The sequence below is a fragment of the Mangrovibacillus sp. Mu-81 genome, assembly GCF_036867415.1.
GTDB lineage: Bacteria > Bacillota > Bacilli > Bacillales > Bacillaceae_B > Rossellomorea.
The window spans coordinates 133615-155411 of record NZ_JBAJHU010000006.1; the positions used below are offsets into that span (position 1 = coordinate 133615).

The window sequence follows — 21797 nt, forward strand, 5'->3', positions numbered from 1 at the left end:
TTCAGAATATATAAAATTATCTGGAGGGATTAGGATGCAAGAGAATACGGCGAAGAAAAGAGAACAAGCAGAAGAGCTATTTCCAGTAAGGGATGTTGACTATTTAGAGTACTATGCAGGGAATGCCAAGCAGACCGCTCATTTCTTCTGCACGGCATACGGTTTTAAAACCGTTGCTTATTCAGGGCTTGAAACAGGAAACCGCGATACTGTGTCCTATGTGCTGCAGCAAAACAAGGTCCGTCTTGTTGTGACGGGCAGCCTGCACGAAGGCAGCCGGGTGGCACAGTTCATCCATAAGCATGGAGATGGAATCAAGGACATCGCCCTTATGGTGGACGATATTGAAAAGGCTTACACTGGTGCAGTGGAACGCGGTGCGATAGAAATCATGCCTCCGCAATCCCTTGAAGATGATGAAGGCTCCCTGAAAAAAGCCGTGATCGGTACATACGGGGATACGGTCCATACACTGATCGAGCGTAAGGATTACAAGGGTATATTCATGCCGGGCTTCGAAAAATACGATTCTGCATTAAGTAATGAGGATGCTGGAATCATTGCAGTCGACCATGTGGTTGGAAATGTTGAGAGAATGGAAGAGTGGGTCGAATATTATGAGAAAGTGATGGGCTTCAAGGAAATGCGTCATTTCACCAATGAAGATATCACTACTGAATACTCTGCTCTTATGTCCAAGGTCATGCACAATGGAGGAAGAATCAAATTTCCGATCAACGAGCCGGCTGAAGGGAAACGCAAATCCCAGATCGAAGAATACCTTGAATTCTACGGAGGACCTGGTGTCCAGCATATCGCGATCTTGACGGAAGACATCGTTAAGACGGTCAGCATTTTAAAAGAAAACGGAGTCGAGTTCCTGAACACACCGGACTCTTACTATGAGATGCTTTCAGAACGCGTCGGGGAAATCGATGAGGAAATTTCGAAAATTAAAGAACTTAATATTTTGGTAGACCGTGATGATGAGGGATATCTCCTTCAAATCTTCACCAAACCGATTGTCGACCGCCCGACACTGTTCATCGAAGTCATCCAGCGTAAAGGTGCCAGAGGTTTCGGTGAAGGGAACTTCAAAGCACTCTTCGAATCAATCGAACGAGAACAGGAGCGCCGCGGGAATCTATAAAGTAATCATAAATAGAGAGAGATAAAGAAAATAGGGACATAAAGAGATAAAGAGAATAGAGAGATATTGGGGTCAAAGGGACCGGTCAGGGGGTTGACCCGTGAGAGGAAAGCAGATTTCTGCTGAATATACGCCATAGGCAGTATTCGGTGAGGAAGAGAGCTTTCACTCGAAACGGGTCAGCCCCCTTCATCCATGAGGAAGGCGAGGATCACGTATGGCACTTAAGTTTAAAACGAGAGAAGCGGTGACGCATATCGCTCCCTATGTATTGGGGAAGACAGTAGCCGATCTGCAAAAAGAGCATGGTTTGAGCACGATCAGAAAGCTCTCTGAAAATGAGAACATTTATGGCTGTTCCCCGAATGTAAAGAAATGGTTCAAGGAACAGGACGGAGATCTTTTTCTTTACCCGGACGGGGCAGCCGTCGAGCTTTCGACCAAAGTCGCAGACTTTTTAGGAGTGAAAAAAGAAAAGCTGGTGTTCGGCAACGGATCGGACGAAGTCATCCGCCTTCTGACGAGGGCGTATATGACCTGCGGAGACGAAGCGATCATGGCGGATGTGACGTTTCCGAGGTATCAAACGAACGTATTTATTGAGGGAGGCTCTCCCGTTATCGTCCCTTTGGTTGACGGAACGCATGACCTGAAAGCTATGGCAGAAGCGGTCACTTCTAAAACAAGGCTCATATTCGTCTGCAACCCGAACAATCCGACAGGGACCATTGTCGGCAAAAAAGAGCTCCTGGAATTCATTGAAAGCATTCCTTCCCACATATTAGTGGTCGTCGACGAAGCATACATGGAATACGTCACTACAGATGATTATCTCGAAACCCTGCCGTTAATGTCACAGTTTGACAACTTGATCACCCTCCGAACCTTCTCAAAGATTTATGGGCTTGCAGGGCTGCGTGTCGGGTTCGGCGTCATGAATGAAGAGATCGCTGAACAACTTAGAAAGGTGAAGGACGTATTCAATGTAAATATGGTCGCTCAGCGATCGGCCGTCATCGCGCTGGAAGATCAGGCATTCATTCGGGAATGTACTCATAAGAACCAAATTGGCCGCGAATTCCTGGAAAGTGAGTTTCACCGTTTGGGAGTCAGCTATTTTCCATCACAGTCGAACTTCATCATGTTGGACACAGGTCTGAACGGTGACCATGTATCCACCGAACTTGTCAAAAGGGGGATCGTAGTCCGATCGGGAACCCTGCTTGGATATCCAACGACCGTGCGGGTCACGATCGGTACAGAGGACGACAATAAGCGATTCGTTTCTTCATTGGAAGAAATCTTAAACGCAAAAGGAGGAGAGTGAATGGATATCAAACCTCACACCCTTCCCTGGCAGGATGCGTATAAATTAATGATCGGCAGTATATTGCCCCGTCCGATTGCCTTTGTCTCTTCCCTGGATGAGGAGGGAAGGGCGAATCTCGCTCCTTACAGTTTTTTTACGGCCATTTCGGCTGAACCGATGTTGGTCTGTTTCTCACCCATGAGGAAAGGAAAAGACGGGAGCAAGAAAGACACTCTCACCAATATCGAAACAACGAATGAATTTGTCATCAATATTGTGAGCGAGGAATTCGTTGAGGAGATGAATAACTGTGCGATTGAATACGAGCGGGGTGTGGATGAATTCGATCAAGTCGGTCTGACGAAGAAAGAATCGATCACCGTGAAGCCCCCTGGTGTTGCAGAGAGCAAGGTACAACTCGAGTGTAAACTGCATCAAGTACTTCACTTCGGAGATCAGCCGGGATCTGGAAGCCTTGTCATCGGTAAGGTGGAATGCGTCAGGATCGATGATGAGCTCCATTACGACGGGAAGATTGATTCCGATAAGTTAAAGCCTGTAGGAAGACTTGCAGGGCAATTGTATACAAAACCGTTGTCCGATTCTTTTGAAATGATTCGAAAAAGGTGAGAAGAGATGAAACTCGTAAGTTTTCTTAATGGAAAAGAAGTCAGAGCAGGTATCGTTCAAGGTGAATTCGTCATCGATCTTCATGAAGTAACCGGCGGCGACTTGCCGAAGGATATCGTACTGCTGATCGAACGCGGAGAAGATGCACTGAAAAAAATAACTGGGCTCAGGACTTCTTCCGGCGGGGAAAAAGGGGTGTATCCACTTAAAGAAGTTACACTGAAAGCTCCGATTCCCCGCCCGGTCAGCATCCGGGACTTTTATGCATTCGAAGAGCATGTCAAAACCGCACGCAAACGGAGGGGGATGGATGTAGTACCGGAGTGGTATGACATTCCAGTCTTCTATTTCACCAATCATCTGGCGGTAAAAGGACCAGACGAAGCGGTCATTGGACCAGCCGGCTGTGAATGGCTCGATTACGAGCTGGAAATTGCCTGTGTGATTGGAAAGGAAGGCCGGAACATCTCAAGGGAAAATGCAGAAGATCATATCTATGGCTACTTCATCATGAATGACTGGAGTGCAAGGGATATTCAGAAGCATGAAATGAAGGTTGGCCTCGGTCCGGCAAAAGGGAAGGATTTTGCCACTTCATTCGGTCCATATTTAGTGACGAAGGATGAAATGGACGCTTTCCGTGATGGGGACCGGTTTGATCTGGCCATGACGGCTAAAGTGAATGGAAAACTGTTATCAAAAGGGAATTACAAAGATATTCACTACACGTTTGCCGACATGATCGAGAGGGCTTCGAAAGACGTGACCCTCTATCCCGGAGAAGTCATCGGCTCGGGGACGGTCGGGACCGGCTGCATCCTGGAGCTTGGGACGGAAACCCACCGCTGGCTGAAATCAGGGGATGAAGTCGAATTGGAAATAGACGGACTGGGCGTGCTGCGAAACAAGGTCGCGGTCGCCAGAGAGGAGGAAAACCATGTTCTACCGCCAAATGGGGGAAATCCCTCACAAACGTCACACCATGTTTAAGAAAGAAGATGGCACCCTCTTCAGGGAACAGGTGATGGGGACGAAAGGATTCTCGGGTACTCAATCGATCCTCTATCATCATCATTTGCCGACAGCTGTCACCAAGACAGAATACCTCGGCAGCTATATGCCTGAATTCGAAAAGGATGGGGCGGTCCGCCACCGCCACTTCATGACGGACGGGGTGGAAAAGAAGGGCGATGCGCTGGAAAGCAGGGAATACCTGCTAGGTAACACCGACCTGCTGATCGGCACTGCTTTTGTCACAGAGGAAATGAAGGGTTATTACCGTAACGGTGATGGAGATGAAATACTATACATCCATTTCGGTAAAGGGAAAGTAGAATCGATGTTCGGCACGATCAAATATGGAAAAGGGGATTACGTCGTAATTCCGATCGGCACGATATACCGCGTCGTTCCTGAGGAAGACACAAAGATGCTGATTGTGGAATCTTTCAGTCAAATCACCACTCCGCGCCGCTACCGCAATGAATACGGCCAGCTACTCGAACACAGTCCATTTTGCGAACGAGATTTGAGGGGGCCGGAGAAACTTGAGACCCATGATGAAAAAGGCGAGTTCGAAATCATCCTGAAATCAAGAGGAGCCCTGCATTCACATGTGATGGATCATCATCCGCTTGATGTGGTCGGCTGGGACGGCTATTTATATCCTTGGGTGTTCAACATCGAGGACTTCGAGCCGATCACCGGGCGTGTCCATCAGCCGCCTCCGGTCCACCAGACATTTGAAGGGCATAACTTCGTGGTGTGTTCATTTGTCCCGAGATTATATGATTACCATCCGGAGTCCATTCCGGCTCCATACAACCACAGCAACGTAAACAGCGATGAGCTGCTGTACTATGTGGAGGGGAATTTCATGAGCCGCAAAGGGATCAAGGAAGGGTCGATCACCCTCCACCCAAGCGGAATCCCCCATGGCCCGCATCCGGGGACCACGGAAGCAAGCATCGGCAAAAAAGAAACATTGGAACTTGCCGTCATGATCGATACATTCAAACCATTGAAAATTGTCAAAAAAGCAAAAGATATCGAAGATGAGAAGTACATGTTCACTTGGACATAAAATATCCTGCAAACGAACCAATTTAAAGTGCTGTTTAAGCATTTTAAATTGGTTTTTTATTTAGAGGGATTTTAATTTTGGGAGGAGTAGATGTAATGATCTCGATTGAGTGAGAAAATACAATTGTTATGAGATTTATTTTAACTAGATATTATTGAGAACCGTTCCAGCAGTTGATTGGAGTGCAGGACAAAGACTCCTAACAGAAAAGCGGAAGGGCTTTGCTCAGAGGCTTATGACATGTTCCTCTAAGCCCTGCAGCTGGACACTTGGCACCTCTTAAGATAGTGCGACGAGGAGGCTCCCCGCTCGCCCGCGGAAAGCGAAGTCCTGCACGGAAATCAACTGCGGTATTCAAAGGGCATTATCAATTAGTTGAATATAATGAGAACCGATCTTCCTAAAATATCTAGTCCCAATTACCCTTTCTATAAAAAAGAAGGATAAAAACCGTCAAATCCACCCAAACATCCCTCCAAACAAATGAATAATGACTCATTAAAAAAATTTCAAAAAAATTTATTTCAAACAAACATGATAAGGACAAAGATGTAAGCGGTTACTATAAATCAGATAAATCTAAATAGTCAAAAAATTTACAAAAATACTGTTGACCTTCCCAACAAACGGGCGTAATATTGTCCTCAATATAAATTTACGAGCCGGAACAAACCGGTCATCGGCTGATTCGTATACGCAGACCGAGGCTATTGAAAAAAGGCTCCACTGCAGCAGTCCACACAAGCTGCAAATCAGCAAAAATCTCTTTATTATAAAAAACCAATTCAACCGGGAAAGGAATGATTAACATGAACGAACAATGGATCTATTTGGACGGTCAATACGTTAAAAAGGAAGACGCAGTCGTATCTGTTTACGACCATGGTTTTCTTTATGGAGATGGAGTGTTCGAAGGGATTCGGATGTACGATGGAAATGTATTCCGTCTGGAAGAACATGTTGATCGCCTTTATGATTCAGCAAAAGCCATCATGCTCAATATCGAAGTGTCGAAAGAAGAAATGTGCGACATCATCGTGGATACATTAAAGAAGAATCAGCTTGAGAATGCCTACATCAGGGTAGTCATTTCACGCGGTGTAGGGAACCTTGGACTTGACCCGTTTTCCTGCAGCAGACCGCAGCTGATCGTCATCGCAGAACAACTGGCTCTTTTCCCGAAAAACCTATATGAAACAGGCATTGAAATCGTATCGGTCGCAAGCCGGCGGAATCGGGCAGATGTCCTTTCCCCTAAAGTGAAATCCCTGAACTATTTAAATAACATTCTAGTAAAAATCGAGGCAAATCTTGCAGGGGTAAGCGAAGCTCTCATGATGAACGATCAAGGATACGTAGCAGAAGGTTCTGCCGACAACATCTTCATCGTGAAAAAAGGAAAGATCCTTACACCTCCAGGCTATGTCGGGGCACTTGAAGGGATCACCCGGAATGCGATCATCGAAATTGCAGATAACCTGGGCTGGGATATTAAAGAAGAGGTATTTACCCGTCACGATGTCTATACAGCAGACGAAGTATTCTTAACCGGGACGGCAGCAGAAGTCATCGCGGTCGTCAAGGTTGACGGACGCATCATCGGTGACGGCAAGCCTGGTTCTTATACAAATCAATTATTGCAGGAATTCAGAAATACTGTCACGCAGGATGGAAGAAAAGTTTACAAACAAAATGCCCAAGTCGGATAAGTTGGAGGTGATGAAGTGCGCAGTGACATGATCAAGAAAGGAATCGACAGGGCCCCGCACCGCAGTTTACTTTATGCGACGGGGGTCAAACTGGAAGACCTTGAAAAACCATTCATCGGAGTCTGTAACTCTTATATAGACATCATTCCCGGTCATATGCATCTAAATGGGTTTGCCCAGGTGGTGAAAGAGGCCATCCGCGAAGCTGGCGGAATCCCGTTCGAATTCAACACAATCGGGGTGGACGACGGAATCGCAATGGGGCATATCGGCATGAGATATTCATTGCCAAGCAGGGAGCTCATCGCAGATTCAGCTGAAACAGTGATCAACGCCCATTGGTTTGACGGAGTCTTTTACATTCCGAATTGTGACAAAATTACCCCCGGGATGCTGATGGCATCCGTCAGGACGAATGTCCCTTCCGTCTTCGTATCAGGCGGTCCGATGGAAGCGGGGGTATCGAGTGACGGAAGTCCATTATCCCTCGTATCTGTGTTTGAAGGGGTCGGCGCTCACCAGTCAGGCAGGATGACGGCAGAACAGCTGCTGGATATTGAGCAGAACGCCTGTCCGACCTGCGGATCATGTTCGGGGATGTTCACCGCGAATTCAATGAATTCACTGATGGAAATGCTCGGTATGGCTCCTCCGGGGAACGGGACGATTGTTGCCACTTCAGCAGAACGCCATCAATTGATCAAAGATGCTGCAAAGCACTTAGTGGAGATGGTGAAGAAAGATATCAAGCCCCGGGACATCATCACGGAAGACACGATTGACGATGCCTTCGCGCTGGATATGGCGATGGGCGGTTCAACCAATACCGTCCTTCATACATTGGCGATCGCGAACGAAGCAGAAATCGATTATGACATTAACAGAATCAATAAGGTGGCAGAACGAGTCCCTTATTTATCCAAAATAAGTCCGGCATCCGACTATTCCATGCAGGATGTTCACAATGCAGGCGGCGTCAGTGCCATCATCAAGGAATTATGTGAAATGGGCGCGGTGCACAAAGACCGGATCACCGTCACCGGAAATTCACTTTACGAAAATGTCAAAGAAGCCCACATCCGGAATGAAGATGTGATTCGTCAAAAAGACACTGCCCACAGTCCGGTGGGTGGGTTATCCGTCTTATTCGGAAACATTGCCCCGGATGGTGGCGTCATCAAAGTCGGGGCGGTCGACCCTTCGATCAAAACATTCATGGGTGAAGCCATCGTTTATGAATCACAGGACGATGCACTCGCAGGAATCGAGAGCGGGGAGGTAAAAGAAGGACACGTCGTCGTCATACGGTATGAGGGGCCGAAAGGAGGTCCCGGGATGCCTGAGATGCTTGCTCCAACGGCTGCGATTGCCGGAAGGGGCCTCGAAAAGAAAGTGGCACTCATGACAGACGGACGATTCTCCGGTGCATCCCGCGGAATCTCGATCGGGCATGTTTCGCCGGAAGCCGCTGAAGGCGGTCCGATCGGCGTCGTTGAAAACGGCGATGCGATCTTTATCGACTTAACGAACCGCACCATATCATTGATGGTATCGGAAGAAGAACTGAAATTCAGACAGCTGGAATGGGAACAGCCCCCTCCAAAGATCAAAAAAGGATATCTTGCAAGATACGCAAAGCTAGTAACATCCGCAAGTACAGGTGGAATCTTGAAAACGTAATAACGTTTAAAGCGTTGAAGAGGTAAAAGGATCGGAAAGTGTATTTCCAGAGAGCTGGTGGTGCTGCAAACCAGTAATACACCCGATGCCGACATCCCCTCTGAGTATCGTTCTGAAAATCAGGAGTAGGAACGATCGAGTAGTTGTTACTCGTTACAAAAACAAAGACTGATGAAAGAGTAGATCAGTCTGCTGAGGGAGACAGCCTGCGCGCTTGTCTCTGAACTAGGGTGGTACCGTGGAAAGGATCAAAGCCTTTTCGCCCCTGCGAAAGATAGTATTCTGTCGTAGTGGGTGGAAGGGCTTTTTTATATGGAAATCAACTGGAACGAGTCAACTGCTGAGTGATGGGTTGAAGCAGCAGATTAACGGCTGCGCATTTCGAATAAAAGGAGGAGATTAAAAATGAGAGCTAAGTTAGAGGCAGAACCAGCTTCACAGGCACAGGCAGAAAAAGTCAACGGTGCTGACATGCTCATGAAGGCTTTAAGGGAGGAACAAGTTGATATTCTGTTTGGGTATCCGGGTGGAGCAGTCCTGCCAATCTATGATGCTCTGTACAAAGCCCCGATCAGGCACGTTCTCGCCAGGCATGAGCAAGGGGCCATCCATGCTGCTGAAGGATACGCGAGGGTGTCGGGAAAACCGGGTGTTGTCATTGCGACATCAGGACCAGGCGCTACCAATCTGGTTACCGGAATCGCAGATGCAATGATGGATTCGCTTCCGCTTGTCATCTTTACAGGCCAGGTCGCTTCAGGCGTCATCGGAACCGATGCCTTCCAGGAAGCGGATGTAGTCGGGATCACGATGCCGATTACGAAGCATAATTATCAGGTCCGCGACATCAAGGATTTACCGAGAATCGTGAAAGAAGCCTTTCACATTGCCTCCACCGGCCGGCCGGGTCCAGTACTGGTGGATATTCCAAAGGATCTGACGGTACAGGATGCCCCTCCGGTGAAAGAGGTGGAAATGGACCTGCCGGGTTATCAGCCGAACCTGCATCCGAATCCGCTGCAGATAAGGAAACTCGTCGATGCGATCAAAGTGTCTAAGAAGCCTGTGATCCTAGCGGGGGCTGGCGTTTTGCACGGTAAAGCGTCAGAAGAATTAAAAAACTTTGCAGAACTCTATGAACTTCCTGTTATTCACACACTATTAGGCTTGGGAGGTTTTCCGGCGGATCATCCTTTATTCCTGGGCATGGCCGGGATGCATGGCTGCTATACAAGCAATATGGCCCTTTATGAATGTGATCTCTTAATCAATATAGGAGCAAGGTTTGACGACAGGCTAACCGGGAATCTTGCCACTTTTGCCCCGAAGGCGAAGGTCGTTCATATCGATATCGACCCTGCCGAAATCGGGAAGAACGTGACGACCCACATACCGATCGTGGCAGACTCCAGGGAAGCACTCCTGAAGATCCTTGAACATGAGGCTGTCAGAGGGGATACGGAAGAATGGCACCGGCATCTGCAGGCGTATAAACTTGAGAATCCTTTCTGGTATACCAAGACGAATGATGTGCTGTCCCCCCAGCTGCTGATCGAACAGGTATATGAAATGACGAACGGCGAAGCGGTCGTCACTACCGATGTCGGCCAGCATCAGATGTGGGCAGCCCAATACTATTCGTTCAAAAAGCCGAATAACTGGGTCACATCGGGAGGATTGGGCACAATGGGCTTCGGATTTCCGGCGGCAATCGGAGCTCAGCTCGCCAACCCTGCAAGCAAAGTGGTTGCCTTTGTCGGTGACGGCGGGTTCCAGATGACGCTGCAGGAGCTGGTTTTATTAAAAGAACTCAATCTTCCTGTGAAAGTGGTGCTCCTGAACAACAGCACACTCGGAATGGTGAGGCAGTGGCAGGAAACTTTCTATGAAGAGCGATATTCCCAATCACTCTTCTCCCTGCAGCCAGATTTTGTGAAACTGGCAGAATCATACGGAATCAAGGGGTACAGGGTGAAAAACCAGGAAGAAGCGGAATGTGTTTTGAAAGAAGCATTGACAAGTGACGAACCTGTCCTGATCGACTGCCTGGTGAACCCTAAGGAAAATGTCTACCCAATGGTCGCTCCAGGCAAAGGAATCCACGAAATGTTAGGGGTGAAACCATGAAGCGGATTGTAACGGCACTGGTGCATAACCGGAGCGGTGTTCTCAACCGGGTAACGGGATTATTCACGAAGCGCCAGTTCAACATCGAAAGTATCTCGGTGGGCTACACCGAAGTCGAAGGGATTTCGAGAATGACCTTCGTCGTCAACGTGGAGGACGACCGGAAAATAGAACAGCTGATGAAGCAGCTTCATAAACAAATCGACGTATTGAAAGTAACAGACATCACCGACCAAGGCGTCGTCGCCCGCGAACTGGCGCTCATCAAAGTGTTGAGCACCGGCCAGACAAGATCCGAAATCAACGGCATCGTCGAACCGTTCCGGGCTTCGATCATCGATGTGGCGCGTGACAGCGTGACCGTCCAGGTAACGGGCGAAACGTCAAAGATTGAAGCCATCATCGATCTACTAAGACCTTATGGCATCAAAGAAATCGCCCGTACCGGAATCACTGCCTTCGCAAGGGGCAATGGGAAATCGGTTACGGACCTCAAGCAGTATTCAATCGTAAATTAAAGGAAACATCGCTAAACGGCGTGAATTTAATAAAAAAATTGGAGAGGATGAGCGAAATGGTAAAGGTTTATTATAACGGAGATGTGAAGGAAGAGGTTTTAAAAGGGAAGAAGGTTGCAGTTGTAGGATACGGTTCACAAGGCCATGCACATGCACAGAACTTGAAAGAAAGCGGATTTGATGTAGTGGTCGGATTAAGAAAAGGGAAATCATGGGACCAGGCGGTAGAAGATGGATTGGACGTCTATTCAGTCCGCGAAGCATGCGAACAGGCAGATGTGATCATGGTTCTTCTTCCAGATGAACATCAGCCTAAGGTGTATGAAGCAGAAATCAAACCAGCGCTGTCATCCGGAAAAGCATTGGCATTCGCTCACGGATTCAACATCCACTTTAGCCAGGTTGTTCCTCCTGAAGACGTCGATGTATTCCTGGTTGCACCTAAAGGCCCGGGTCATCTTGTTCGCAGAACATTCGAAGAAGGAGCGGGCGTACCGGCATTATTCGGAGTTCACCAGGACGTATCAGGCCAGGCGCGCGACGTAGCACTTGCCTACGCGAAAGGTGTCGGAGCCGGTCGTGCAGGAATCCTTGAAACCACTTTCCAGGAAGAAACGGAAACCGATCTATTCGGGGAACAGGCCGTATTATGCGGAGGGTTGACTTCTTTGGTGAAAGCAGGATTCGAAACGCTCGTTGAAGCCGGTTATCAGAAAGAAGTTGCATACTTTGAATGTCTGCACGAATTGAAACTGATCGTTGATTTAATGTACGAACAAGGACTCGAAGGCATGCGCTATTCGATTTCAGATACGGCACAATGGGGAGATTTCGTTTCAGGTCCCCGCGTTGTGAATGAAGAAACGAAAGCACGCATGCAAGAAGTGCTGACAGACATTCAAACAGGAAAATTTGCAAAAGGCTGGATCCTGGAAAACCAGGCGAACCGTCCGGAATTCAACGCCATCAATAAGCGTGAAAGCCAGCATGAAATCGAAAAAGTCGGTAAAGAGCTTCGCAAAATGATGCCGTTTGTGCAACCGAAGTCTTCTAAAAAAGAGGAGAAGGAAGTGGTAGCGAGTGCGAACCATTGATATTTTTGATACGACACTTAGAGACGGGGAACAATCGGCCGGTGTAAACCTGAACACCGTAGAAAAAATCGAAGTGGCTAAGCAGCTTGAACGCCTTGGAGTCGATGTGATTGAAGCTGGGTTTCCTGCAGCTTCAAAAGGCGACTTCGATGCAGTGAAACGAATCGGTGAAACGATTAAAAACAGCTCGGTGACCGGATTGGCGAGAGCGAGTATACGCGATATCGATGCTGTATGGGAATCGCTTAAAACGACTGCCGAGCCAAGGCTTCACGTCTTTATTGCTACTTCACCGATCCATATGACCCACAAGCTGAAGATGACGCCGGATCAGGTCATTGAAAAAGCAGTCGAAACGGTGAAATACGCGAAGAAGTTCTTCCCGGTCGTCCAGTGGTCGGCAGAAGATGCCGGAAGGTCGGACTTGAATTTCCTTGTAAAAATCATGGAAAAGGTGATTGATGCAGGTGCCTCTGTCATCAACCTCCCGGATACAGTCGGTTATATGTCACCCCGGGAGTACGGGGAGATATTCCGGTTTGTACGGGAGAACGTCCCGAATATCGACGGAGTGAAATTATCGGCCCACTGTCATGACGATCTTGGGATGGCGACAGCCAACTCACTTGCTGCGATTGAAAATGGGGCCGATCAAATCGAAGGTACCATCAACGGGATTGGAGAGCGTGCCGGAAACGCAGCACTCGAGGAAATCGCAGTCGCTCTGCGGATCCGAGAAGATTTTTACGAAGCAACAACACGCCTGAAGCTTGATGAAATTAAGAAAACCAGCGCACTTGTCAGTAAACTGACCGGAATGAGGGTCCCTGCCAACAAGGCGGTCGTCGGGAACAACGCATTCGCTCACGAATCCGGTATCCATCAGGATGGCATGCTGAAGGAGAAGACGACCTACGAAATCATTACTCCTGAATTGATCGGTGTAAATTCCACAAGACTTGTACTAGGAAAGCATTCAGGACGCCATGCGTTTAAAAATAAAGCCGTTGAACTCGGTTTCGAGCTGACAGATGAAAAGTTGAATGAAGCATTCCAGACCTTTAAAGAACTGGCTGATAAAAAGAAGGAAATCGTCGATGAAGACCTCTTCAGCATCCTGACAAACAAGCAGACGGAAATTGCCGAAGGGGCAGGCTTCAAACTGGAAAGAATGCAGGTTCAGTACGGGATGGATAATATACCGACTGCAACGATCGAGCTTCGTGATGATAACGGAAACTTGAAGCAGCTTGCCTCAACCGGATCGGGAAGCGTGGAAGCCATCTACAACACAATCGAGTTGATGCTCCCTTCTCCATCCAGGCTTCTTGATTACAAGATCAACTCAGTCGGCGGCGGCCGTGATGCCCTTGCTGAAGTATATGTCCGCCTTGAATATGACGGAGAAAACACAAGCGGCCGCGGAACGGCGCAGGATGTACTCGAAGCATCCGCCCGTGCTTACCTGAACGCAGTGAATCGATTGCTGCAGCAGAAATCGTCGTTGAAAGAGAAAGTGGCAGTTAGAGCAGGCGTATAGATTCATAAAAAAATATGGGAAGCACCTGTCGCCAGGCGGGTGTTTTCACTAAAACAGGAGGTAGTTCTAATGAAGAAAAAAATCGCAGTGTTGCCTGGAGACGGAATCGGTCAAGAAATCATGGATGGTGCATTAGAAGTACTGAAAGCGGTGGGTGACTGGTTCGGCCATGAATTCGAAGTGGAAAAAGGATACATCGGCGGAGCGGCAGTCGACCGGTTCGGTACACCCTTACCTCCTGAAACCATCAAGCTTTGCAGGGAAAGTGATGCCGTCCTGCTTGGAGCGGTCGGCGGTCCCAAATGGGAGAACCTTCCGAAGCAGCAGCGCCCGGAAAAAGGACTTCTCGCCATCCGGAAAGAATTCAATCTATTTGCCAATCTACGCCCCGTGAAAGCATTCGAAAGCTTACTGAATGCTTCACCGTTAAAAAAAGAAATAGTGGAAGATGTTGATCTGGTGATTGTACGCGAGTTAACGGGAGGATTATACTTCGGTCAACCCTCCGGCCGTCAGGGCAAGAACGATGAAACAGCGGTCGATACACTGGTGTACGAACGCAGCGAAATTGAACGGATCGTCCGTAAAGCTTTTGTGCTGGCCAGGAAGCGAAAGAAAAAATTAACATCCGTGGATAAGGCCAATGTGTTGGAAACGAGCCGGATGTGGCGTGAAGTCGTGAATGAAGTAGCAGTCGAATATCCCGATGTCGAAGTCGAGCACATGCTTGTGGACGTAGCGGCCATGAAGCTGATGTATCAGCCAAAGCAATTTGACGTACTGGTAACCGAGAATATGTTTGGTGACATCCTGAGCGATGAAGCTTCCATGATCACCGGTTCTCTGGGGATGCTGCCTTCTGCAAGTTTAAGAGAAGATTCATTCGGATTATATGAACCGGTCCATGGATCTGCACCGGATATCGCAGGCAAAGGAAAAGCCAATCCGCTCGCTATGATTCTATCGGTTGCGATGATGCTCCGACACTCGTTCGGTTTGAAAGAAGAAGCAGAAATGATCGAAATGGGAGTGCAGGAAGTATTGAATGCAGGCTACCGAACCGGCGACCTGTGGACAATGGGCCGAGGAACCGTTGTCGGGACAGGGGCGATGAGCCAGCTTGTGGTAGAGCGTCTTGAAGCGGATCATGCGTTGAGCTCGATCCTGGCTGCCTATTTGTAGGGACGAGAGGTATGAATGTCGAAATTGTTCGTTTTGTGTCGACAAATCGGTAATTCGATCATAAATTTATCATTTCAATCATAAAACAGAAATATCGATCATATATTTCGATTTTCGATCATATAACTGAAATTCCGATCAAAAACAGCTTCATTGATCAATGCAGCTACTGAAACTATAAATAAAACAAACACAGGAGGGAGATCATGGCAGGGAAGAATATCATTGAAAAGATATGGGAGAAACATATTGTACACGAAGAAAAGGGAAAGCCGGATTTACTGTATATCGATCTGCACCTTGTTCATGAGGTTACGTCTCCCCAGGCCTTTGAGGGACTTCGGCTTAAGGGCAGGAAGGTAAGAAGGCCGGATTTGACCTATGCGACGATGGACCACAATGTACCGACCCGGGAACGGCATATTGTCCGGGATCAAATTGCAAAACTTCAAATGGATACACTGAAGAAAAATTGCGGAGAGTTCAATGTGGAACTGTCTGACATCCACCATCCCGATCAGGGGATCGTTCATGTCATCGGGCCCGAGCTGGGTCTTACACAGCCTGGTAAAACCATCGTTTGCGGAGACAGTCATACATCGACTCACGGAGCGTTCGGTGCCCTTGCTTTCGGAATCGGGACCAGTGAAGTGGAACATGTGCTGGCAACTCAGACACTCTGGCAGTCCAAACCGAAAACGATGCAGGTCGAAGTTTCAGGTGAACTTGGTTTCGGTGTATCGGCAAAGGATGTCATCCTCCATATCATTACTGCTTATGGAGTGGGGTTCGGTACAGGTTATGTCATAGAGTTCACTGGAGACGTCATCAGGAATCTGACGATGGAAGAACGGATGACTGTCTGCAATATGAGTATCGAAGCTGGAGCGAAAGCAGGGCTGATTTCTCCTGATGAGGTGACATTCGATTATCTTGAAGGAAGGGAGCATTTGCCTAAACACAAATCGTACGAGGAGCTGAAAGCAGAATGGATTTCCCTTCAAAGTGACCATGATGCCGTATACGATGACCATATCACCATCAAAGGCGAAGACATCGAACCTCATGTGACATGGGGAACGAATCCGGGAATGGGGGCAGGCATTTCGAGCTCAGTCCCTCATCCTGAAGATTTCCAGGATCCTTCCGACCAGGAAGGCACGGAAAGAGCTCTCCGCTATATGGGGCTCGAAGCCGGAATGCCGATTGAAGACATCGAAGTTGATTATGTATTCATCGGTTCGTGTACAAACTCACGATTGAGTGATCTGAGAGCGGCAGCAGAAGTGGTGAAAGGCCATAAAGTGAATACGGAAGTAACCGCACTGGTGGTGCCGGGTTCGTTCAAAGTCAAACAAGCGGCAGAAGCAGAAGGTCTTCATGACATTTTTAAAGAAGCAGGATTTGAATGGAGAGAGGCAGGATGCAGCATGTGCCTGGCGATGAATGATGACATCGTTCCGCCTGGGAAGCGCTGTGCATCAACATCTAACCGGAATTTCGAAGGACGTCAGGGCAACGGGTCACGGACTCATCTTCTCAGTCCTGCGATGGCAGCAGCAGCGGCGGTGACCGGTAAACTGACTGATGTAAGAAGATTAAAGGCAGCAACAATATCCTAAAGGAGGCGGGCCAATGGCAATCAATCATCTTGAAGGAAAAGTATTTCCTCTTCAACGTGACAATGTCGATACAGACCAGATCATACCGAAGCAATTTTTAAAAAGAATCGAGCGTAAAGGGTTCGGGAAGTTCCTTTTTTATCACTGGCGATTTGAAGACGACGGCAAGACACTGAGAGAAGACTTTCAGCTTGATACACCCCAATATAATGACGCTGAATTCCTCCTCGGAGGGAAAAATTTCGGCTGCGGCTCATCACGGGAACATGCTCCATGGTCGCTGCAGGATTTCGGTTTTAAAGTAGTCATTGCCAAAAGCTTTGCAGACATTTTTTATAACAACTGCCTGAAAAACGGGATCCTGCCGATCCGGCTGCCTGAGAATACGGTGGATGCGCTATTTAAGAATGAGAAGAAAGCGGAAAGCTATCGAATTGAAGTGTCACTGGAGTCACAGGTGTTATGTGATTCTGAAGGGCTGATAGCATCGTTCGAGGTCGATCCATATTGGAAGACGATGCTGATGAAGGGCCTCGATGAAATCGATCTGACAATGCATTACGGGGAAAAAATCGAGACGTACGAAAAACAAAATGAGGTGAGTGTCTTGGGAATTTAATGAACAGTGCTGAAGTTGTAGAAGCGATGGAGAGAATCAGCGGTCAAGTGCATCGGACACCGTTAAAGCAGTCTTCCACATTGAATGCTTTCACAGGCGGGACGATTTATATGAAGATGGAAAATATGCAGCGAACCGGCTCCTTTAAGGTGAGAGGAGCGATGAATAAGGTGATGTCGCTGACCGGAGAGGAAGCAGCAAGGGGCATCATTTGCGCCTCTGCTGGAAATCATGCTCAGGGAGTCGCACTTGCTGCATCACAGCGGAACGCGTCTTCAAAGATCTTTATGCCGAAGCGGACTCCTTCTGCAAAAGTGGAGGCAACAAAGCATTACGGAGCCAACATCGTATTAGAAGGCGAGACCTACCATGAAGCCTATCATGCTGCTGTTGGAGAAATGAAGGAAAAAGGCTCGACGTTCGTTCATGCATTTGATGATCCGAAAGTGATGGCGGGCCAGGGAACCGTCGCGCTTGAAATGCTTCAACAACTCAGCGATCTGGAGACGATCCTCGTCCCGGTAGGCGGAGGCGGACTGCTTGCGGGCATGGCACTTGCAGTAAAAGCCTTTAACCCAAAGGTGAATATTATCGGAGTGCAGGCTCTCGGAGCTCCTGCCACCTATAATTTCTTCACAGGCAAAAACAAAGGATCCCTGAACCATGTGCACACAATCGCCGATGGCATCCTTGTCAAGAAGCCGGGTGAATTGACCTTCCCGATCATCCGCAAATATGTGGACGACATGGTCACCGTCACCGACGAAGAAATCTCGTATGCCATGATGTTCATGCTGCAACGTGAGAAAACATTGGTAGAGGGCGCAGGGGCAGCATCCCTGGCTGCCGCGATCTGCCATAAAGTGAAAGTGCACGGAAAGAAAGTCGGATGTGTCATCTCAGGGGGCAATGCGGATCCAAGCAAAATCCCTGTCTACCGCGAACTATCCAAGATGGTCCGTCAACTTCATTATATCGGATAAAAGAAGGGCGGCTCCCGATCTTAAACCGAGATCAGGGGCGGTCCTCTGTTTTTAAAATGAGTTGTTTTATGAGAGTTTACCGCTCCATTCAAAGTGAACTTTATTTTCCCAATCTACCAGCCAAGAAAGCTCTTACATTCAAAAAATACGAAATTAGGTATTGTAATAGGAAATTATTTCTACTATAATGTCCTCTATATAAACACAAATGTACACGAGAAATAAACAATTGGAGGTTTTCGACTTATGGAATCAATTTCAATCGGACTTTTGGGACTCGGAACAGTGGGAGCCGGAGTAGTGAAAATCATTGAGAACCATCAGGATAAACTGTCGCATCAAATCGGCTGTCCTGTGAAAGTGAAAAAGGCCCTGGTTCAGGAACTGGAAAAGGATAGAGGACTCAGCATTGAGGATGGAATATTGACCCTTCATCCAGAAGATGTCCTGACCGACCCTGAAATTGATATTGTGGTCGAAGTAATGGGAGGAATCGAAGCAACGAAGGAACATCTCCTCCAGGCATTGAAGAATAAGAAGCATGTGGTGACGGCAAATAAAGACCTGATGGCTGTTCACGGTCCGGAGCTATTGAAAGCTGCTTCGGCAAATGAATGTGATTTATTCTACGAAGCAAGTGTTGCAGGCGGGATCCCGATACTAAGGAGTTTAGTAGACGGTCTGGCATCCGACCGCATCACGAAGATGATGGGAATCGTCAATGGAACGACAAACTTCATTTTGACGAAAATGACGAAAGAGGGGCGCTCCTTTGAGGATGTATTGAAAGAAGCGCAGGATCTGGGCTTCGCAGAGGCAGATCCCACAGCTGATGTCGGAGGGCTGGATGCGGCAAGGAAGATGGCGATCATGTCGACATTGGGTTTTTCGATGAATGTGGATCTGGGCGATGTGAAGGTGAAGGGAATCACGGGTGTGACCGCAGAAGACATTGAATATGCAGATCAATTCGGTTACACAATGAAGCTCATCGGATATGCCCACCGCGACGGAGAAAAGGTGGAAGTGAGTGTGGAACCGACATTATTGTTGAATGAGCACCCGCTTTCTTCCGTCAATGACGAGTATAATGCCGTTTATGTGTACGGTGAAGCAGTAGGGGAAACGATGTTTTACGGCCCCGGTGCCGGCAGTCTTCCTACCGCTACAGCCGTCGTTTCAGATATGGTCTGCATCATGAAAAATATGAGATTAGGCGTAACTGGAAAGAGTGCAGTAAATCCCCAGTTCCCGAAAAAATTAAAGGAACGTGAAGAAATTTCGTCTCAATACTTTTTACGCCTTCATGTTCAAGATGAAATCGGAGTGCTGGCGAAGCTGACATCGATTTTCTCTAGTCACGGGGTGAGTTTTGAGAAAATCCTTCAAAATCCGCTAAATGGAGCAGGATATTCTGAAGTCGTCCTTATCACTCACAAAGCCTCGCTTGATCATTATGAAGATATCTTGATGGAGCTGAAGGATTATCATGCGATCCATTCGATCGAAAGCTCTTACCGGGTGGAAGGAGGAGAAAAGGGATGAAATGGAAGGGATTGCTGGAACAATACGGTGAATATCTTCCCGTCACGGACGGGACACCCCTTTTAAGCCTGAATGAAGGAAATACGCCGTTGATTGAATTGAAAACTCTCTCCGATGAATGGGGGATTGAGCTTTTTGCCAAGGTTGAAGGAGCAAATCCGACTGGCTCTTTCAAAGACAGGGGAATGGTCCTCGCAGTGGCGAAAGCGATTGAAGATGGAAGTTCGACGGTGATTTGTGCATCGACAGGGAACACTTCCGCCTCTGCCGCTGCCTATGCTGCACGTGCAGGTATCAAGTGCATCGTCGTCATTCCAGAAGGGAAAATCGCTCAAGGAAAGCTTGCACAGGCCGTCATGTACGGAGCGGAGATCATCTCGATCGAGGGCAATTTTGACGAAGCGCTTGAAATCGTGCGCGAATTGAGCAAGACAGAATCCATGACGCTTGTGAATTCGGTCAATCCATATCGGCTGGAAGGACAGAAGACCGCAGCGTTTGAAGTGATCGAAGGCTTGGGGGAGGCACCCGACGTACTCGCGATCCCGGTCGGCAATGCAGGAAATATATCTGCCTATTGGAAAGGTTTCAAAGAGTTCCATCTCCGCAAAAAAACAACGCTTCCGCGAATGTTCGGGTTTGAAGCTTCAGGCGCGGCAGCCCTTGTCCATAACCGTGTGTTCCCGCAGCCGGAAACAATCGCGACCGCGATTCGCATCGGCAACCCGGCAAGCTGGGATTATGCAGTAAATGCCCTGGAAGAATCCAGAGGCCATATCGACGAGGTGACAGATGAAGAAATACTCGACGCTTACAGGCTGCTCGCGAAGAAGGAAGGGATATTTGCCGAACCGGCTTCCTGCGCTTCGATCGCGGGCGTTAAGAAGAGCCTGGAAAGAGGTATTCTTGAAAAAGGGAGCAAGGTCGTGGCGGTTTTGACAGGCAACGGCCTGAAGGACCCTGTGACGGCCATGGAATACAGTCCAGTACAGCCGGTCAAGCTTCCGAATGATAAAGAAAAAGTGAAGGATTACATTAAGGGAACGATCGGCGTATGAAGAAGCGGAGGGCACGTTCCTGGAGAATCACCGTCCCGGCAAGCACGGCCAATTTAGGAGCGGGATTTGATTCGCTTGGTTTGGCACTTGATCTATTTTTAACAGTGGAAGCTGCAGAGTCGGATTCCTGGCTGGTGACGGCCCTGACACCGGAGCTTGAGATATTCCCCTCTGATGAAACGCATTTTATCGTCGAGGTTGCACAAAGCGTTGCAGAAATGTACGGGAAAAAGGTCCAGCCGTGCCATCTTTATGTGAGCAGCGATATCCCCTTAACTAGGGGCTTGGGATCAAGCGCAGCAGCAGTTGTGGCGGGAATTGAACTTGCAGATGAATCCTGCGGGCTGAATCTTACTACACATGAGAAGCTCGAGATTGCCGCGAAATATGAAGGGCATCCGGATAATGTCGGTGCCTCCCTGTATGGAGGGCTTGTCATTAGTTGTCAGACGGAGAAAGGCGTAAAGCTGCTGCCTCTGGCTCAATTGCCCATCGAGGTGGTGACGGTGATCCCGAAGTCAGAGCTCAAGACATCCGATTCGAGAAATGTTCTTCCGGAAGAGATGACCTTTAAGGAAGCTGTGACGGCGGGAGCGGTTTCCAATGTTCTGGTGGCGGCGTTTCTCACACAAGACTGGGAGCTCGCAGGGAAGATGATGAAGCAGGACCGCTACCATCAGCCGTACCGGAAGAAGCTGATTCCTCACTACGGTGCGGTTGAAGAAGTCGCAGGCAGATTCGGGGCGTTCGGTGTTGCGCTCAGCGGTGCAGGCCCGACCATTGCCTGCTTCGTGGAACAGGAAGCTGGTGAATGGCTACTGAGACAGCTGCAGCAATCCTTCCCGGCCATGGATGTCCGCAAACTCACGATCAACACAACCGGCAGTAAAGTTGAATTGCTTGAAACTGATCAAATGAAGGCCCGTCCCTCATCGCTTTAACCCGAGG

18 protein-coding genes are annotated in these 21797 nt (G+C 48.3%); all 18 read left to right on the forward strand.

Translation table 11 applies throughout. The annotated features are described in order from the left end of the window. The first annotated feature begins 34 nt into the window (after positions 1-34). The 18 genes from hppD (at position 35) to thrB (ending at position 21790) form a co-directional block, all read left to right on the forward strand. Complete coding sequence (hppD, locus tag V6B33_RS14015; RefSeq protein ID WP_334218375.1) at positions 35-1150, forward strand: 4-hydroxyphenylpyruvate dioxygenase; 1116 nt, start codon at positions 35-37, stop codon at positions 1148-1150. Positions 1151-1367: 217 nt separating this feature from the next. Beyond that, entirely contained in the window at positions 1368-2477 is a 1110-nt protein-coding gene (gene hisC / locus V6B33_RS14020) for a histidinol-phosphate transaminase (protein WP_334218376.1), read from the forward strand. Further along, complete coding sequence (locus tag V6B33_RS14025) at positions 2478-3089, forward strand: flavin reductase family protein (protein WP_334218377.1); 612 nt, start codon at positions 2478-2480, stop codon at positions 3087-3089. A 6-nt stretch (positions 3090-3095) separates the two neighbouring features. Continuing rightward, positions 3096-4079, forward strand: a complete 984-nt coding sequence (locus V6B33_RS14030) for a fumarylacetoacetate hydrolase family protein (protein WP_334218378.1) — start codon at positions 3096-3098, stop codon at positions 4077-4079. Continuing rightward, positions 4027-5172, forward strand: coding sequence for a homogentisate 1,2-dioxygenase (locus V6B33_RS14035; RefSeq protein ID WP_334218379.1), 1146 nt, complete (start codon positions 4027-4029; stop codon positions 5170-5172). The genes V6B33_RS14030 and V6B33_RS14035 overlap by 53 nt, the downstream gene beginning before the upstream one ends. A gap of 809 nt (positions 5173-5981) precedes the next feature. Next, positions 5982-6881, forward strand: coding sequence for a branched-chain-amino-acid transaminase (gene ilvE, locus V6B33_RS14040; RefSeq protein WP_334218380.1), 900 nt, complete (start codon positions 5982-5984; stop codon positions 6879-6881). A gap of 15 nt (positions 6882-6896) precedes the next feature. After that, a complete protein-coding gene (gene ilvD, locus V6B33_RS14045; RefSeq protein ID WP_334218381.1) occupies positions 6897-8561 on the forward strand; it encodes a dihydroxy-acid dehydratase in 1665 nt (554 codons plus the stop codon). 405 nt (positions 8562-8966) lie between these two features. Then, positions 8967-10688 (forward strand): acetolactate synthase large subunit, encoded by a 1722-nt coding sequence (ilvB, locus tag V6B33_RS14050; protein ID WP_334218382.1) that lies wholly within the window; start codon positions 8967-8969, stop codon positions 10686-10688. After that, a complete protein-coding gene (gene ilvN / locus V6B33_RS14055; protein WP_172251437.1) occupies positions 10685-11206 on the forward strand; it encodes an acetolactate synthase small subunit in 522 nt (173 codons plus the stop codon). Before ilvB ends, ilvN begins: the two co-directional genes overlap by 4 nt. A gap of 47 nt (positions 11207-11253) precedes the next feature. Beyond that, positions 11254-12300, forward strand: a complete 1047-nt coding sequence (gene ilvC, locus V6B33_RS14060) for a ketol-acid reductoisomerase (RefSeq protein ID WP_442915530.1) — start codon at positions 11254-11256, stop codon at positions 12298-12300. Further along, the gene (locus V6B33_RS14065) at positions 12287-13840 is read left to right on the forward strand and encodes a 2-isopropylmalate synthase (RefSeq protein ID WP_334218383.1); all 1554 of its coding nucleotides are present in this window, start codon (positions 12287-12289) and stop codon (positions 13838-13840) included. The genes ilvC and V6B33_RS14065 overlap by 14 nt, the downstream gene beginning before the upstream one ends. Before the next feature lie 69 nt (positions 13841-13909). Further along, positions 13910-15022, forward strand: a complete 1113-nt coding sequence (gene leuB, locus V6B33_RS14070) for a 3-isopropylmalate dehydrogenase (RefSeq protein ID WP_334218384.1) — start codon at positions 13910-13912, stop codon at positions 15020-15022. A 206-nt stretch (positions 15023-15228) separates the two neighbouring features. Continuing rightward, positions 15229-16644, forward strand: coding sequence for a 3-isopropylmalate dehydratase large subunit (gene leuC, locus V6B33_RS14075; protein WP_334218385.1), 1416 nt, complete (start codon positions 15229-15231; stop codon positions 16642-16644). Between the two features lie 13 nt (positions 16645-16657). Beyond that, positions 16658-17263 (forward strand): 3-isopropylmalate dehydratase small subunit, encoded by a 606-nt coding sequence (leuD, locus tag V6B33_RS14080; RefSeq protein WP_334218386.1) that lies wholly within the window; start codon positions 16658-16660, stop codon positions 17261-17263. Continuing rightward, positions 17263-18246, forward strand: coding sequence for a threonine ammonia-lyase (gene ilvA / locus V6B33_RS14085; protein ID WP_334218387.1), 984 nt, complete (start codon positions 17263-17265; stop codon positions 18244-18246). The genes leuD and ilvA overlap by 1 nt, the downstream gene beginning before the upstream one ends. Positions 18247-18492: 246 nt before the next feature. Beyond that, positions 18493-19791 (forward strand): homoserine dehydrogenase, encoded by a 1299-nt coding sequence (locus V6B33_RS14090; RefSeq protein ID WP_334218388.1) that lies wholly within the window; start codon positions 18493-18495, stop codon positions 19789-19791. Then, entirely contained in the window at positions 19788-20849 is a 1062-nt protein-coding gene (gene thrC, locus V6B33_RS14095) for a threonine synthase (RefSeq protein ID WP_334218389.1), read from the forward strand. The genes V6B33_RS14090 and thrC overlap by 4 nt, the downstream gene beginning before the upstream one ends. Then, entirely contained in the window at positions 20846-21790 is a 945-nt protein-coding gene (gene thrB, locus V6B33_RS14100) for a homoserine kinase (RefSeq protein ID WP_334218390.1), read from the forward strand. Before thrC ends, thrB begins: the two co-directional genes overlap by 4 nt. Positions 21791-21797 lie beyond the last annotated feature (7 nt).